Source organism: Sphaerospermopsis sp. LEGE 08334, from assembly GCF_015207205.1.
Classification (GTDB): Bacteria; Cyanobacteriota; Cyanobacteriia; order Cyanobacteriales; family Nostocaceae; genus Sphaerospermopsis.
Genome location: NZ_JADEXH010000013.1, coordinates 98054 through 114417 on the forward strand (window position 1 = coordinate 98054; position 16364 = coordinate 114417).

Annotated in this window: 14 protein-coding genes; 10 read left to right on the top strand and 4 right to left on the bottom strand. The window is 40.0% G+C overall.

The features are described 5' to 3' along the window. Positions 1 to 211 precede the first annotated feature (211 nt). The 5 genes from IQ237_RS09745 (at position 212) to gshB (ending at position 5602) form a co-directional block, all read left to right on the top strand. On the top strand, positions 212 to 1537 hold the full coding sequence (locus IQ237_RS09745) for an AAA family ATPase (RefSeq protein ID WP_194054525.1): 1326 nt from the start codon (positions 212 to 214) through the stop codon (positions 1535 to 1537). Next, on the top strand, positions 1534 to 2154 hold the full coding sequence (locus IQ237_RS09750) for a hypothetical protein (RefSeq protein ID WP_194054527.1): 621 nt from the start codon (positions 1534 to 1536) through the stop codon (positions 2152 to 2154). The genes IQ237_RS09745 and IQ237_RS09750 overlap by 4 nt, the downstream gene beginning before the upstream one ends. A gap of 79 nt (positions 2155 to 2233) precedes the next feature. After that, a complete protein-coding gene (gene hflX, locus IQ237_RS09755; protein WP_194054558.1) occupies positions 2234 to 3970 on the top strand; it encodes a GTPase HflX in 1737 nt (578 codons plus the stop codon). A 123-nt stretch (positions 3971 to 4093) separates the two neighbouring features. After that, complete coding sequence (gene grxC, locus IQ237_RS09760; RefSeq protein WP_194054529.1) at positions 4094 to 4363, top strand: glutaredoxin 3; 270 nt, start codon at positions 4094 to 4096, stop codon at positions 4361 to 4363. 255 nt (positions 4364 to 4618) lie between these two features. Next, positions 4619 to 5602, top strand: a complete 984-nt coding sequence (gene gshB, locus IQ237_RS09765) for a glutathione synthase (protein WP_194054531.1) — start codon at positions 4619 to 4621, stop codon at positions 5600 to 5602. Between the two features lie 233 nt (positions 5603 to 5835). Here gshB and ftsZ read toward each other — a convergent pair whose 3' ends face one another. From ftsZ to IQ237_RS09785, 4 genes are all read right to left on the bottom strand, one after another. Then, positions 5836 to 7134 (bottom strand): cell division protein FtsZ, encoded by a 1299-nt coding sequence (ftsZ, locus tag IQ237_RS09770; protein ID WP_194054560.1) that lies wholly within the window; start codon positions 7132 to 7134, stop codon positions 5836 to 5838. A gap of 696 nt (positions 7135 to 7830) precedes the next feature. Continuing rightward, positions 7831 to 8058 carry a helix-turn-helix domain-containing protein gene (locus IQ237_RS26235; protein ID WP_228019951.1) on the bottom strand — a complete coding sequence of 76 codons (228 nt, stop codon included), beginning with the start codon at positions 8056 to 8058 and terminating at the stop codon, positions 7831 to 7833. A gap of 316 nt (positions 8059 to 8374) precedes the next feature. Then, the gene (locus IQ237_RS09780) at positions 8375 to 9268 is read right to left on the bottom strand and encodes a cell division protein FtsQ/DivIB (RefSeq protein WP_194054533.1); all 894 of its coding nucleotides are present in this window, start codon (positions 9266 to 9268) and stop codon (positions 8375 to 8377) included. Between the two features lie 70 nt (positions 9269 to 9338). Continuing rightward, positions 9339 to 9704, bottom strand: coding sequence for a hypothetical protein (locus IQ237_RS09785; protein ID WP_194054535.1), 366 nt, complete (start codon positions 9702 to 9704; stop codon positions 9339 to 9341). Between the two features lie 673 nt (positions 9705 to 10377). Between IQ237_RS09785 and IQ237_RS09790 the strand changes: the two genes are divergently transcribed. From IQ237_RS09790 to IQ237_RS09810, 5 genes are all read left to right on the top strand, one after another. After that, the gene (locus tag IQ237_RS09790) at positions 10378 to 11211 is read left to right on the top strand and encodes a photosystem II manganese-stabilizing polypeptide (RefSeq protein ID WP_194054537.1); all 834 of its coding nucleotides are present in this window, start codon (positions 10378 to 10380) and stop codon (positions 11209 to 11211) included. 641 nt (positions 11212 to 11852) lie between these two features. Next, a complete protein-coding gene (locus IQ237_RS09795; RefSeq protein WP_194054539.1) occupies positions 11853 to 12629 on the top strand; it encodes an RNA polymerase sigma factor SigF in 777 nt (258 codons plus the stop codon). 157 nt (positions 12630 to 12786) lie between these two features. Further along, positions 12787 to 13671 carry a hypothetical protein gene (locus IQ237_RS09800; RefSeq protein WP_194054541.1) on the top strand — a complete coding sequence of 295 codons (885 nt, stop codon included), beginning with the start codon at positions 12787 to 12789 and terminating at the stop codon, positions 13669 to 13671. Positions 13672 to 13910: 239 nt separating this feature from the next. After that, positions 13911 to 14162, top strand: coding sequence for a hypothetical protein (locus tag IQ237_RS09805; RefSeq protein ID WP_194054543.1), 252 nt, complete (start codon positions 13911 to 13913; stop codon positions 14160 to 14162). Positions 14163 to 14267: 105 nt separating this feature from the next. Further along, on the top strand, positions 14268 to 16364 hold a 2097-nt coding region (locus IQ237_RS09810), incomplete at its 3' end, for an Eco57I restriction-modification methylase domain-containing protein (protein ID WP_194054545.1).

A 16364-nucleotide genomic window follows, 5' to 3' on the forward strand; every position in this document is an offset into this window, starting at 1 on the left:
GGTGAATTTATTATGAAAATATTTTTTGATCAGGTACTTGCATTTGTCGTCCATATATGTGTATACATTTTTGCTAAAATTTTCACTGTGGAGATTTTAAATATCTGACATTGTTAGCTTCTAACATTAAAATTATATCGCTTGCTTTTTATTGCTGACTTCATCTAACTTTTTAGCATCATCAGAACTGCATCAACTAAGTTGTTTACCTATGTCCAACAATACTGAATTACTCAAAAACCTCTATAATGCTTTTAACCCATTCCAACCCTTACCCGCAGGTGATCCTAACTATGTAGACTGTCAAGATGTGCGAGGAGAAGCAGATATTTTAGAAGAATTGGGAAATCGTATTCAGTTAGCAAATCAAAATACTTGTCAATTATATTCTGGACATAGAGGAGCAGGTAAATCTACGGAATTACTCAGACTCAAGGAATATTTGGAAGCAAGACAATGTTATGTAGTTTATTTTGCTGCGGATGAAGAAGATATAGATTCAGAAGATGCTCAATATACAGATATTCTCTTGGCTTGTACTCGGAGATTACTAAAAGATTTACGCGCAATTGGTAATCCTCAACCTGTGCTTAATTGGCTCAAAGATCGTTGGCAAGATTTGAAAGATTTGGCGCTAACTGAAATTCACATCGAGGATATGAATGTAGAAATGCAAATTAGTCAGTTTTCCAAATTAACAGCAAATTTAAGAGCAGTGCCGGCACTAAGGCAGCAAATACGAGAAAAAGTTAATCCCCATACGGTGACTTTGATTAAGGTTTTAAATGAGTTTATCGCCGATGTGAAAAAGCGCCTACCTGCTCACTGCACCCAACTGGCAGTAATTATTGATAACTTAGATAGAATGGTGTTAGTTCAAGATGGCGATCGCACCAATTATGAAGAAGTTTTTTTAGACCGCTGTGAACAACTGAAAGCCTTAGATTGCCATTTAATCTATACTGTACCCATTGCTATGGTCTATTCTGCCAGGGCTACAGACCTGCGTGATATATATGGTGATCCGCAAATTTTACCAATGCTAATGGTACGCACTCCTAGAGGAGAAATATATCAACCAGGGCTAAAAAAAGTTAAAGAGGTCATTTCCCGGCGTATCAGGCAGTTTGCACCAGATAAACCACTAGAAACGGAAATATTTGACAGTTCTCAAACCCTAGAACGACTTTGTTTGATGAGTGGAGGTCACGTCAGAAATTTGCTATTGTTGACTCAGGATGCCATTGGACGCACTCAAGATTTGCCAATTTCCGAAAGAGCAGTTCGACGCGCCATTACTCAAGCTGGAGATACTTACCGCCGCGCTGTGGAAAACCATCAATGGAGTTTATTAGCAGAAGTCTCCCTTTCTAAGCGTATCATCAACGATGATCAATATCGGAGTTTGATGTTTAATCGCTGCCTGTTAGAGTACCGCTATTTGGATGAAGAAGGGGAGATGCAGCGTTGGTATGATATTCACCCACTGATTCAAGGTATTCAGGAATTTAAAGAAGCTGTAGAAAATCTCCCATGAATTTAGATTTTAGTGACTGGGATCAAGACGTACCCCCAGAAGGATACGAAGAATATCAAACTTTGATCAACGCTCTGAAACGCAAAAATAACAATGAGTTTGGCTTATTGTTTGTTGAGTGTAAACCCCTGGAGGCTGAGAAAATTTTTTCTCGGATTCTCCATGATATACCAGAGAAAAAACTAGAAATTTTACGTCTAGTTGAGCCAGTTAATACTTTATATGAGCGAGTTTTGAATCTCTACATCCATCAGCAGTTTGATATTTTATTTATCAAAGGTTTAGAATATTCGATCTATAAGTATGAAAAAGAAAAGTTTGGCGAAATCACAGAAACCCATGCTCATGATTTAAGCAGTGTTCCCCCAATTTTAGATCACTTAAATAAACTGCGAGAGAGTTTTAGAGATAATATCCCCATTACCTTTATTTTTTTGGGACGACCTTTTTTAATTGATTATTTTATTCATCGCGCCCAGGATTTTTTTGATTGGAAATCATCAAATGTCTTGAAGTTAACAACAGTACCAGATTTAGACTTAGAAGCATCAGCTAGTAGTTCTGGGTGGAAGTCACAAGTCCCTGTTTCCGACCAGTATTTCCGTAGCTTATGGTGAACTACAGACTGACACCGTTTTTGTTAAAATAAAAATATAAAATAAATCGGGGGGGCCAGTTTACTGGTCATAAGCGCCTATAGAGACTATCTTCGGAAATCTCCAAGGTTTAAAGTCCAGCCAGCTCAAGCAACTACAGCGGCTGTACCACCAGCGTATATCGGGCGATCGCATGACAACACCGGAGTTCGCCCAAAGGCTGGCAGCAATTAGTACGGAAATAAATCAACCTGTATGTGCCTACCTCAACCGTCGCGGACAAGTGATCCGGGTAGGGGTAGGCAATCCACGTCAAACCCAAATCCCACCCCTAGAACTGCCCCGTTATGGTGCAGAACGGTTGAGCGGTATTCGTTGTATAGCCACCCATCTCAAAGCAGAACCACCGAATGAGGCGGTACTGACAGCAATGGCGCTACAACGCTTAGATGCTCTAGTAATGCTGAATATTACCGGCACAGGATTTACCCGTCGGGGTGGGGGAGCGACTGGGTACGTAAAAGAAGCTTATTTGGCTCATTTGGTAGCCAATAGCAGACAGTTAGTTTTAACTCAGTCATCAGGAATGAGTATTCCAGATTCCGCCTTATATTCCAGCGTATCGCCACCTCTGAGTTTAGATGCGATCGCCGAACAGGATTTTCTGGACTTGGTAGAAAGTCTAGAAGAAGAATTTCAGAGAGAATATATCGCTCAGGAAGTAGACGCAGACCATGATCGGGTGGTCATTGTTGGGGTACAAACCAATGATATGACACCCCAACAATTTCAAGACACCATCGCCGAACTAGCAAGGTTAGTAGATACGGCTGGGGGTGATGTCTTGCAGACCCTACAACAAAAGCGATCGCGCATTCATCCCCAAACAGTAATAGGTGAAGGTAAAGTCCAAGAAGTAGCTTTAACTGCCCAAACCTTGGGAGCAAATCTTGTGGTTTTTGATCGTGACCTTTCACCCGCTCAAGTCCGCAATCTAGAAGCGCAAATTGGTGTCAGAGTTGTTGATCGCACAGAAGTAATATTAGATATCTTTGCCCAACGCGCCCAATCAGGTGCTGGTAAATTACAAGTAGAACTAGCGCAGCTAGAATATATGCTGCCACGACTCACAGGACGAGGCAGAGCCATGTCCCGACTAGGGGGTGGGATCGGGACTCGTGGACCCGGTGAAACCAAACTAGAAACAGAACGGCGAGCTATTCAAAGGCGAATTTCCCGACTACAACAAGAAGTTAACCAACTGCAAGCTCATCGTTGTCGGTTACGTCAGCGGCGACAACATCGGGAAGTTCCTTCTGTGGCCTTGGTGGGTTATACCAACGCGGGCAAGTCTACCTTGCTCAACGCCCTCACTAACGCCGAAGTTTATACAGCCGACCAACTGTTTGCCACCCTTGATCCCACCACCCGCCGTCTGATTATTGCTCATGCGGATACAAATGAACCCCAGGAAACCTTAATTACAGATACTGTAGGGTTTATTCATGAATTACCAGCTTCTTTAATGGATGCTTTCCGCGCCACTTTGGAGGAAGTTACCGAAGCAGATGCCCTACTACATTTAGTAGATTTGTCTCATCCTGCTTGTTTGAGTCATATTCGGTCAGTTCGGGATATTCTTGCCCAAATGCCCATCACTCCTGGTCCAGCATTAGTTGTATTTAACAAGATCGATCAAGTCGATACTGAAACTCTGGCTTTAGCGCGAGAAGAATTTCCTTTAGCTGTGTTTATATCAGCCAGTCAACGTTTAGGTTTAGAAACACTACGTCTGCGCCTATCCCAGTTGATTCAATATGCAGTAGACGGCGGTTGAGCTTGAAAATTTTAGATGTTGGATTTTGGATGATTTGCTGGTAGCTCTTGCATCGTTCTGGCCAAGGATGAGACAGAAGCTACCTTTTATAATTGAAAAGTATTTGCTCAACTTGAGGATGTTATGACTGCCAAAGTAGAAATTTACACTTGGAGTACCTGCCCATTTTGTAACCGTGCCAAAAACCTACTATTAAATAAAGGCGTTGATTTCATCGAATACAACATTGATGGAGATGAGGTAGCAAGAAATGAAATGGCTCAAAGAGCAAATGGAAAGCGTTCTCTGCCTCAAATTTTTATCAATGATGATCACATAGGTGGTTGTGATGATATCTACGCTTTAGACCGCAAAGGCCAACTGGATGCTCTTCTTGCCGGTTCTAAGGTTTAGGTCAAGCGTCTTGAGACTCCCCCACCAACCTAATGGTGTAGCGGGAGATTCAAGTTTTTTCATAAACCTGCTTTTTGGAACTATAAGTACCAACGAGTATGAAAGTATCCCCGGCAGCGTGTACAGGCATTTATTTGAATACTGGCATCCTTAAATCAGCTTTGCCCGCACTTCATCACCCGTTAAACCCTGGGTTGTAACGTGATTTTTAGATCCATAACAATTAAATTTTTTTTGATAATTGAGGTATAAAGGGTGAAACTGGTTTTTATTATTGATCCCATCCATCAGCTTGACCCTTGCCATGATACGAGTGTTGCGCTCATGGAAGCGGCGCAAATTCTGGGTCATGAAGTTTGGATAACCCAAGCTAATTTGTTGAATGTTGTGGATAGCAAAGCTTGGGCTGTTTTACAGCAAGTAGAACTTGTACCAGTGGAATTAATAGAGGGACGTTGGGTAGCCGCAAATCCTTGGTATAAGTTAGGTTCTAGCGTCTTCACTGCTTTGGAGTCAATGGACGCTGTATTTATGCGGACAGATCCACCAGTAAACGATTCCTACCTCTATGCTACTTATATTTTGGATTACATTGACCAAAATAAAACCCTGGTAATTAACAACCCCAATGGTATCAGAGCCGCAAATGAAAAAATGTATGCCTTGCAATTTACTCAAGCCATCCCTGAAACCATTGTGAGTGCTGATAAAAAGGTGATCCGCCAATTTGTAGAAGCTAAGGGTGCAACAGTTCTCAAACCATTGGGTAACAAAGCTGGGGAAGGGATTTTATTTTTACAATCAGGCGATCGCAATTTTAACTCAATAGTCGAACTCAGCACCCTCCAAGGTCGATTACCAGTAATGGTACAAAACTATTTACCCGCAGCTAAGGACGGAGACAAGCGAATTATCTTGCTCAATGGCGAACCCATTGGGGCGCTCAATCGCCTTTCTAGTGGCAGTGATTTTCGCAATAATATGGCCACGGGTGGTACTGTTGCTAAAACAGAAATTACCGCAAGAGAACAGGAAATTTGCACCTTATTAGCCGACAAACTGCGTCAAGACGGCTTGATTTTTGTCGGTATTGACGTGATTGGTGGCTACCTCACAGAAGTCAACGTTACCAGCCCCACCGGAATTCGAGAAATTGATCGCCTCGATGGGACTCACCTTGCTCATCAGGTTATTCAATGGCTAGAGCAGGTGACAGGTGACTGGGGAAGAAAATTTTAGATTTTAGATTTTAGATTTTAGATTGGAATTGACAAAAACAATCCAAAATCCAAAATCCAAAATCCAAAATTGAATTACCAATTAATAGAAAAAAACTCCAATAAAATATGGGGTAGGCAACTAAATTGCGGACCCCTATCCTGGTGATAAACCTAAAACTAAGAAATTGTATAAAGCACAAACGCCAGAACTGAGACTGCAAACTTAATCTAAAATCTCAAATCTACAATTACTTAATTTTTGGGTGGTGTGCGTCGTCGTTGGAGAAAATCAGGAATATCTAAAATCGGTTTTTCTTTAGGTTCAGGAGTTGAGGTTGGTTGATTAACAGTTGGTTGATTAACTGTCGGTTGTACTCCTGGCTTCCTGGGAGATGGAGTCACTACTCTGGGAGTGGTAACAGTTTGTTGTGGCGCAGCTTGAATTTCTCCGGTAAACCCAGTCGCAATCACGGTAATTCTGACTTCTCCTTGCAGTCTGTCATCAATCACTGCGCCGAAAATAATATTGGCATTGGGATCAACCACCTCATAAATTGTTTCCGCAGCCGCATTCACTTCATGCAGGGTGAGATCACTACCACCAGTGATGTTGAAGACAACTCCTCTAGCACCTTCAATAGAACATTCTAATAATGGTGAGGAAATCGCGGCGATCGCTGCTTCTCTAGCTCTAGATTTACCAGAACTCACACCAATTCCCATTAACGCTGATCCTGCATCTGCCATGACTGCCCGCACATCGGCAAAGTCCACATTCACCAACCCAGGAATCGTAATAATATCAGAAATACCCTGTACCCCTTGACGCAACACATCATCAGCATAACGAAAGGCTTCTTGTACAGGTGTTTGTTCAGGAATCACCTCCAACAACTTATTGTTAGGGATAATAATCAGAGTATCAACCCGACTTTTTAATCCTTCAATACCCTGCTCGGCTTGGCTAGTGCGTCGCCGTCCTTCAAATACAAACGGACGGGTCACTACACCCACAGTCAAAGCGCCCATTTCCTTGGCCACTTCCGCCACAATTGGCGCAGCACCCGTACCCGTACCTCCACCCATACCAGCGGTGATAAATACTAAATCAGCACCTTCTAAAGCGGTAGCAATTTCATCACGAGATTCTTCCGCTGCCTTTTGACCAATAGCGGGATTACCCCCCGCACCTAAACCCCTGGTCAGTTTTTGCCCAATTTGCAAACGACTGGGAGCGCCAGCCAAAGTCAAGGCTTGGGCATCGGTGTTAATTGACCAAAATTCCACCCCAGAAACATCAGATTCAATCATGCGGTTAACAGCATTGCCACCGCCTCCACCAACACCAATAACTTTAATATTGGCGACTCGTCCCGGAACAATTTCACCAATGCGGCTATTTTCCGTAATTTTTTTACTGTCGTTACCTTGGGCAAAGTTTAGCCCAGAACTACCAAAGGGATTATTAGAGTTAACTGGCAAAGATAACCCTGTTTGTCCCACAGATTGGGCATTTTTATAAGTAAGCTCTTGGTTATTATCAAATGTCATTGGCTTGATGAAGGTAGATAAACGACTTGTTTTGGTGTTATTCACCTAAGATTCAACTATAGTTGAGTTGGAGACTGTCACCGTCTATGACAATCAATGTTTTTTATTGTTTTGCTGTGTAAAATCTAGACAAATCTAGACTTTTACTTCTTACTCAAGGGAAGCATGGGAGCGGTTATCCCTCTGTAAGTCTCTGTAAGTTTTGGCGCTGTCTGCGAGACGTGATCATAATTAGTTATGGGATCATTTGGCAACTTAGGCGATCGCCTATGGCTTAGAGCAAACTGGGCTGTCAGCACTGCGCTCCTCGCAATCGCATAACTAATTCTAGAAAAGTATACCTACATTGTCCGAAAATCGGTTTATATAACTTGATCTAGACATTAAGATTTTCTATACTATGTTGCTAAATTTTCCCAGTATTGCTCTGTGAATTTGATGCTCAATATCCGATACAAAAAAGCTAACTAGGGGTTGCTGAGAAAGTCTTGTCGTGATGACAGGTGCTACGCCACGGTGCTACGCCACGGTGACAGTTTCAAGAGTTGGATAGGAACGATTTTTCCTTTGAGTAGCAATTAAATGCAAGGTTTTTAAGTTTCCACCCCGTAAAAGCTTGCACTTTTTTAACTTCCAGCAGGCTAAGACCCTTTACCTGTAATCTTTTCATGTTTATTCAGCAAGCCCTAACTAATGCTAAAAAAAGTCGGCTTTTTCTTCCTGTTTCACCCTAGCAGTGTCGGCACTATCTAGTCCACAGGCTAACACGATCAATCTGACCGCTTCTTTTTTTAAATTAATCGCAGCGTTTAAATCTCTGTCACATTCAAAACTACAAGCGTGTCTGGCTACTCCTGCGTGTTGCGCCAGTAGTAGTTGTTGTTGCTTGTTAACTTTGAGTTGGGTTTTGAATCCTAGTAGCATACAGTGATTTTACTGTAATTCTGTCACAAAGCGAAAAGATGACAGGAAATGTTCAGCAAATGTGAGTATTTATTAGTATTAGTTAAGAAAACAGTAGACTGCTACTAACCCTTGATTTTTTATCGACCTGCATAAAGATGATCTCCAAGAAGTTTCTATTATTTATCCTGCCATTTTAATCAAAAGTTCATGCCAATTTTTATTTCAATGGTGCGAACCGTAAAACTAACTAATATTTTTATCATTTTTATCCTCAAAAACTGGTTTCTGTACTCAAACAGGCTCAAGCTTGTTAGGTATCTGGGAAGTTAATTTGTTATTTTTGGTTCATTTGTACTAAAGGTCGGTCAGGATTTTTAATATCAATATAGGCTAATTGTTTGGGCTTGAATTTGGCTGGTAAATGCCGCATTTGCACAAGTAACTGGATTTTTTCCGGTAATTGAGCATTAGGAACACCAAGATGGACATTTCCTAATTCTGTTTTCAAAATTAAATTTGTGGGATCTTGGCAATCAATTTCCATCACTTTAACAGAACTCTGACTGACAGCTTGATAAAGTTCAGTCCAATAGGGGCAATATTTTTCTGGTGAACCAAGAACTTTGAGGGTAGGCAATTTACCTGTGGGGTTAAGTGCAGTGTATTTTGCTAGAGGAATCAAAGCGCCACTAGCATCTAGTAAACTGACATCATCCTGTTTGCTTCCAGCAGAAGTATTTTGCAAACATGAAGATGTTGCTTGTTTGCCAGAGTTTGCCGAAGATTGAGGCTGAGTATTGCAACTGGTTGTGCTTTGTTTTGGTAGGGTGTGAATCACTGCCACTGGTAATCTCTCTTGAATTTCAATCATTAAACCAGGAGGAAACAGACGACGGCTGACAGTGGCTTGTGCAATAGCGGGTTGTGCTTCTAAAGTTTCGGCAATTGCAGAAGGTTCTATTCGCCACAAAGATTGGGGATAGGACAGCGCCAACAGCGACTGAATGGTTTCCTTGGATAATAATTGATTGCCTGATTTCAGGACTATTTGTGCAGGTGTTTTTAACACCCACATTGGTTGGAGTGTTACCCAGAGCAATCCACCTGCTAGACTACTGGCAGCGAGTGTTCGCCAAATAGTGTGGATGATTTTTATTTGCTGCTGCCTACGTAATTTTTTACGGCGTTGAGCTAAATTCTTACGGGAAACTGATACTATACCGGACATGAAAACCCCTTTCTGGTTTGAGTCTAATTCCTGAAAACCACGGTGCTTGGTGATTGGTAAACTCTTGAGCTTACCATTCTAACCAGTTATCAGTATCACAGGAGTCGTTAGTGTTGTGGATAACAGGAGTTTTTTCATTACTTTCTACTGGTAAATTCACTAGAAATTCTTGTAATCGCATACGTTCAATATAAGGCCAACCTCCCTCAGACTCAATATCTCTGAGCAGTGCGTAGAGTCTTTGGCGGTTATCGGGCAAACTATCTTGAAAAATTCCATCACGAATCTCTTTATGTAACTTTTCCAATTGTCTCAGCAAAGATAATAATGCTGTAACATTGCCTTGACAAGCGTGGGCTGCATCTTGTACCGCAGATGCGATCGCTTGCAACTTAGCAGATAAATTCCCCGATGGCAAATTTTGGTCATTGTTCATGTAATTTTCTGCTGCTGTTCTATAAAAGTAATACAATACCCGAAACACCCGAAAAAAGGGAGGATGGGCAGGGGTAAGAGCGAAATCACAAAAAGCCAGCGAAAATCAAGCGAAGAACTACTAATGACGAGGCGCTAATTGTCAATTGATTGATGCCAATGTGAATGGTAGTTTGAATATTGTACGTAAATTAATCCCCACAGATTTGATGTGAGGGCTTAGTTACGTTTTAGTAAATTTTGGAAATTCATTTCCGACCAACCAATAGCATCAGAGAAATCTTATGCTTGTTGGCACTATAACTTGGCTGATTTCCCTATCAAACCAGAAATTGTATGTACTAACAATACATATATAATACAGGATAATTGGGGTCATGCCGCTTTTACCTGATGTAAGAGCAAAGCGCGAAGTATAGCCTACTTCGCATTAATAACAGATGCCTTGAGGCGTTTCTGTGTTGTGGTCTACTCATCCATTTAGCCAAACCCTGCCAAATGCCACTCAGTAGACTGTTGGTTTGAAGCTAAGGAAAAAAAGCAACTTCCATCTAACTCTGATGAAAGAAACTGCTGCTTCTGAAGCTAAACCTGAAAACTCAAAACGGAATGCGTTTTATTACGTTTAGTAGAGCCGTTTTACAACTTAAATATTAATGACATTGAGGTTGACCATGAGGTATCGCGCTTTAATAGTTGCATTCTTAGCTTTATGCTTGGGGCTGATAACGGCTTGTAGTGATGCGCCTTCATCTAGCAGCAGAGACTTGCTGACTTACGAACAAATTCGAGGTACTGGCTTGGCTAACAAATGCCCTCAGTTGGCAGAAACAAGCCGTGGTTCTATTGCTTTGGATAACGGTCAGTTCTACACCATCAAAGAACTGTGCTTAGAACCTACCAATTACTTTGTCAAGGAAGAACCTGCTAACAAACGGCAAGAAGCTGAATTTGTAGCTGGTAAATTGGTGACTCGTAACACATCCACTATTGATCAAGTACAAGGTGATTTAAAAATCAACCCAGATAACAGTCTGACCTTTGTAGAAAAAGATGGTCTTGATTTCCAAGCTATCACAGTCAAACTTCCTGGTGGTGAACTGGTACCTTTCTTATTCACTGTCAAAAACTTGATTGCACAAACACAGCCTAATTTGACCAGCATTAATACTTCTACTGATTTTGAAGGTAAGTTTAAAGTTCCTTCTTATCGTGGTGCTTCTTTCCTAGATCCCAAAGGTCGTGGTGTGGTCAGTGGTTATGATAATGCTGTGGCATTACCAGCCCAAGCCGACGATGATGATTTGACACGAGCTAATGTGAAGCGTACAGAAATCCTCAATGGCAAGATTTCTTTACAAGTAGCTAAAGTAGACAGTTCTACTGGCGAAATAGCTGGTACTTTTGAAAGTATACAGCCCTCTGATACAGATTTGGGTGCTGGCGAACCTAAAGAAGTTAAGATTCGTGGTTTATTCTACGGTCGCGTAGAAACAAATCGCGGTTAAATTCCTGTTGTTATAGCAGGAGTCAGGAGTAAAACCCTTTTTTAGTAGGAGTTTCATGATTAATTGATGTCCTAACTACTCTGTCTACAGCTATAAAAAAATTCATCCAACTGCCCTGCTTTTTGAGAGGGTAGTTGGTTTTTTTTAGACTGGTAAACTTTTGGCTGATTTCTCATCACCTGTGATTTTTCCGTAAAAAAACAGTTGTCAAATTCATGTTTTGGGAAATTAGATGAATTTATTAAAATTAAATACGTACTATTACTAATCAATAATTTTTATTAATTTAGAAAAATAATAGATAGAATTTTTGGCTATTTATCAGTACATTTCATATTGCATTTATTAAGTTACGTACTATCCCGGTTTGACATTAGGGAAAGAATTGTATATTTTGATTCTATGCAAGTTGTTTAATAAGCTACAACAGACCAAATTGACTTCGATCACTAAAAAGCAACTCTGCTGAAAATCGCCCTAGATTTTCAACCCATGCTCAAAATCTTTTCTAGCCAAAAATTTTAGTCTGCCTGATGGCTTTATGAGTTGTTCAAGAACGTGCATATCTGCCTATAGCGCGTCTAAAAATTAAGTTTAGGAGCGATTAATAAACACTCTATTTGCTAAATCCTGAATGTGCTATGCCTACTACAGCCACGAACGAACTAAAACATGAAATTTCACAGTTGTTGCGAGAATATGAGCAATGTCCCTCAGAACGCCTTCGTAATCAACTGGTGAAACTAAATTTTGGGCTGGTGAGAAAAGAAGCTCACTACTGGATAAATCAATGTCATGAAAGCTATGAAGATTTGATCCAAGTCGGCTGTTTGGGTTTAATTAGAGCTATTGAGAAATTTGAACTTTCTAAAGGACACGCCTTTAGTTCTTACGCTATTCCTTACATTCGTGGGGAAATTCAACATTACCTCCGGGACAAAGGCGTAACCATGCGGATACCCCGGCGCTGGTTAGCACTGCAACAGCAAGCCATAAGTGTTTCCCGTTCTTGGCGGGAAAAATACAACCGCCAACCGACTGATGCAGAAATAGCTGCTGCATTGGAAATTTCTCAAAGTGAATGGCAGGAAATTAAATTAGCATGGGTGAATCGCTCTCCCCTGAGTTTGGATGTACCCATACAGGATGGAGAAGAAGGATCTACCAGTTTGGGGGAATTGGTTCCCGATTCCAATTACCGCAGCTTTCAATTAGCGCAAGAAGACCAAATCAGATTACAACAAGCATTAGTACAGTTGGAAAACCGCACCCGAGAAGTTTTAGAATGCGTGTTTTTACATGATTTGACACAGAAGCAAGTTGCAGAACATTTAGGAATTAGTGTAGTTACTGTTTCTCGTAAAGTCAAAAAAGGACTGGATATGCTGAAAAAAATCATGGTAGCGCCTGAAAATTAATAGCCAATCCTCTGAAACCATGATTTGCTGGAGTGTTAAAAATAACTCTCGAAATGTACAATTTAGGTTATAAAGGAAACAGACTTGGCCTGTAATCACAATTTCAGGCGTGTTGATTTCCATAAGTAAACTTTCCTATAGCTTTCGAGAACAGCTAATGGGTATAAATTCACAAATTAATTCACAGATTATAGCTGCGGCTATTTTAACTTTGGCGATCGCTGGATGTACAGTTAATGATACGCCAGAAGCTACTAACACTCCTCCAGCATCACAAATTCCCCAAACAGCAGCAAAAAAACCAGAAGAAAAGATACCCTTTGCTGATCCTGTGGTGTCTTCTCAAAAAGATCAAGCAGTAAAAGCAAATAATCCCGGCTTGATTGAATCCACTAAAGGCGATTTGCGCGTGGATTTGGCACAAAAAGGGCGGACTGATCCATTTGCGGAAATTATTAAACCGATAGGAGTACCAATTGCTGCCAATTCTGAGCAAAAAGAAGTTCCTAAACTACCTCCTTTGCCAACTCCGCAACAAACAGGAACAAATCAAGCTCAGGGGAGACAAAATGGCCAGCCTGGTGTACAACTTACTACTCCGCCTCAACCAAAACCTCCTTTGACTCCAGTTTTGCCCACGGTTTTACCTCAAGTTGTGGCTAAAGAGCCTGTTAAGCCTGTGTTACCACCTGCTCCCAAGCCTGAAGATGCTCAAGCGGTTTTGGTCAGTGGTATAGTTGTGATTGGTAAAGAACCCCAGGCAATTATTAAAGTGCCGGAAGAACTTACCAGCCGCTATGTACAAGCTGGGCAAAGATTGGGTAATGGGGTTTTGATTAAACGAATTGAGATGAACAGAGGTTCTAATCCTGTGGTTGTGTTTGAACAGTTCGGAATTGAAGTTGCTAAAGCAGTGGGAGAAAAACCCTCTGCCGAACCTGCAAAGTCTGAACCTGCAAAGTCTGAACCTGCAAAGTCTGAACCTGCAAAGTCTGAACCTGCACAACCCGCCGCTGGGGTTTCCATTTCAATGGGTTTGTAAGAGTTGGTTAGCTATCTGGTTACAGCAGAATATGGCTTGCGCCACGCTTACTTCGACTGCGCTCAGTACAAGTCGCTATCAAGAGTCAGGAGTCAGCAGTCATTTTGTTGTGCAGTTTGTACTTCATTTATTGACAATCTGCTGTAAGTTTATAGATATAACATCAATTCTGGCAATTAAATTTGTTGCATAACCGGAAATGTCCGGTTTTATATTATAGTGATGATTTTATACTTTTTATGAAACCGACTCAACAAAAAATAGAATTTCCTAATTTTCCTTTGGCTGTATATCGAGAAATAGCGGCACATTTGCGGCAGGTGGAAGGGGTTGAAGTGGATTTAATTCCCCAAACTTCTTCAGATTTTGATTATTATCAAAGTCAAATTGCTGGTTTGTCTATTTCTTGCCAACCAAATACTAATGAGGAACAGGTGAAGCAGATTTTAGATTATTATAACAGTCTAAAAAACTTATTCTATAGCTGTTAACCCTTATGGAAATATCCCTGGTTTTCCTACCTGGAAAGTTACGCTTATTTGTTGTTTAATCACCGTAGGTTAAACTAGATGATAGTGAACCAACAGGTATCAGATATGAATCAAAAAGACGATAAAGCTTTATTTCAAAAAAAGGCGTTAAAAAATGCTTCAGGTGCTTTTAAATTTCCTGAAGATTTAACAGCACGTCATCAAATAATTAGCAAATGGGTTGAAGCTTTAAATTCAGGTACACTGGATAAAATCAGCGAAGTTTCTTTACAGGGAAATTTCTTAAAAGAGATATTTCAAGATGTGTTAGGTTATCAATCTGTAATTGATGGAGGTGGTAAAAAATGGGAACTTTACCCAGAGAAAAATATTGCTGATGGTGGGGGTTTTGCTGATGCTGCTTTAGGATATTTTACCGCGACGGAAAATAAAAAAGGTCAGGTAAAATTACAAGGTCAAGTAGTAGCACCTATTGAATTAAAAGGAACTAAAAATAATTTAGATCGTGCTGCATCAGGAAGGGATAAGTCAGCAGTTGATCAAGGATGGCATTATGCTAATTATACCCCTGATTGTCGTTGGATTATTATTTCTAATTACCGAGAATTACGACTATATCATATTAACAAGACTCCTGCTTATTATGAAAGGTTTTTATTATCAGACTTAGCAGATTTTCAGGAGTTTAAAAAATTCTATTTTCTTTTGTGTCGGGAAAATTTCTTACCTATTAAAAATGTCTCTGTAATTGATAGATTATTAACTGCTTCTGATCAAGCACAGGAAGATATTACCAAACAATTATATGAGGAATATAAACAAGTCAGATTAAACATAGTTAAACATTTTCGGTTTATTGATAAATTAGCTATTGTTAACCGTGATGGGGTATTAATTGAAAAAGCACAAAAGACATTAGACAGAATTTTATTCATTGCGTTTTGTGAGGATAGGGGATTATTACCAGAACAGACAATTACTAAAGCTCATGATAGCAGAAATGCTTATAATAATCGTCCGATTTGGGAAATTTATAAAGACGTTTTTCGCTGGGTTGATCAAGGTAATGATGATCCACCAATTCCCGGTTATAATGGTGGTTTGTTTCAACATGATCCGCTATTAGATGAACAGTTGAATATTCCCGATCCTCTATGTAATCAACTGAAAAACCTAACCCGGTTTGATTTTGATTCAGAAGTTTCTGTAGATATTTTGGGGAGAATTTTTGAACAGTCAATTACCGATTTAGAAGAATTAAAAGCAGATGTTTCTCAACAGCAATTCGATAAAAAACAAGGGAAGCGGAAAAAATTAGGGGTGTTTTATACTCCTGCTTATATTACTCAATATATTGTGGAAATTGCGATTGGTGGATATTTACAAAAACGGGAAACCGAGTTAAGACAGCGTTTACAGTTAGCAGAATTTACAGATCCAGAAAAACAACGAGAAAAAGAAATTGAATTTTGGTTAAATTACCGAGATGAGATATTAGTAAAAACGCGAGTTGTTGATCCTGCTTGCGGTTCAGGTGCGTTTTTAATTGCTGCTTTTGATTATTTGCAAAGTCAGTATCAAAGAGTGCATGATAATTTGCGATTTTTGCAATATCAAGATTCAGAAAATCTGGAATTAGATAAAACTATCCTCAGTAATAATTTGTTTGGGGTTGACTTATCTCCTGAGTCGGTAGAAATTACTAAATTATCTTTGTGGTTAAAAACTGCAACTCAGGGTAAAACTTTAACTTATTTGGATGATAATATCAAAGTTGGTAATTCTATTATTGCAGATGCACAATTTACAGATTTACCTTTTATTTGGGAAAGTGAATTTCCTCAAGTTTTTGCTGAAGGTGGGTTTGATGTAGTGATTGGAAATCCTCCTTATATTCGTCAGGAATTGTTATCACCTTTTAAACCTTATTTACAGTCAAATTATCAAACTTATGATGGTGTAGCGGATATCTATATTTATTTTTATGAGAAAGGTTTGAATTTATTGAAACCAGAGGGAATACTTTCTTATATTGTGACTAATAAATGGTTACGTTCTGGTTATGGGGAAGCGTTGAGAAGGTTCTTTTCTCAGTCAAGTGTATTTGAACAAATTATTGATTTTGGACACGCACCAATTTTTGAAGATGCTGATACTTTTCCCTGTATTGTTGCAGTGAAGAAAAACACCCCACCCCAACCC

Bases quoted from the DNA above. Each gene is read 5' to 3' on its own strand.
- IQ237_RS09795 (WP_194054539.1), top strand. From the start codon at position 11,853: ATGCCTACTACAGCCACGAACGAACTAAAACATGAAATTTCACAGTTG.
- IQ237_RS09785 (WP_194054535.1), bottom strand. From the start codon at position 9,704: ATGAACAATGACCAAAATTTGCCATCGGGGAATTTATCTGCTAAGTTG.
- IQ237_RS09800 (WP_194054541.1), top strand. From the start codon at position 12,787: ATGGGTATAAATTCACAAATTAATTCACAGATTATAGCTGCGGCTATT.
- IQ237_RS09745 (WP_194054525.1), top strand. From the start codon at position 212: ATGTCCAACAATACTGAATTACTCAAAAACCTCTATAATGCTTTTAAC.
- grxC (WP_194054529.1), top strand. From the start codon at position 4,094: ATGACTGCCAAAGTAGAAATTTACACTTGGAGTACCTGCCCATTTTGT.
- IQ237_RS09790 (WP_194054537.1), top strand. From the start codon at position 10,378: ATGAGGTATCGCGCTTTAATAGTTGCATTCTTAGCTTTATGCTTGGGG.
- IQ237_RS26235 (WP_228019951.1), bottom strand. From the start codon at position 8,058: ATGCTACTAGGATTCAAAACCCAACTCAAAGTTAACAAGCAACAACAA.
- IQ237_RS09780 (WP_194054533.1), bottom strand. From the start codon at position 9,268: ATGTCCGGTATAGTATCAGTTTCCCGTAAGAATTTAGCTCAACGCCGT.
- IQ237_RS09805 (WP_194054543.1), top strand. From the start codon at position 13,911: ATGAAACCGACTCAACAAAAAATAGAATTTCCTAATTTTCCTTTGGCT.
- IQ237_RS09750 (WP_194054527.1), top strand. From the start codon at position 1,534: ATGAATTTAGATTTTAGTGACTGGGATCAAGACGTACCCCCAGAAGGA.
- ftsZ (WP_194054560.1), bottom strand. From the start codon at position 7,134: ATGACATTTGATAATAACCAAGAGCTTACTTATAAAAATGCCCAATCT.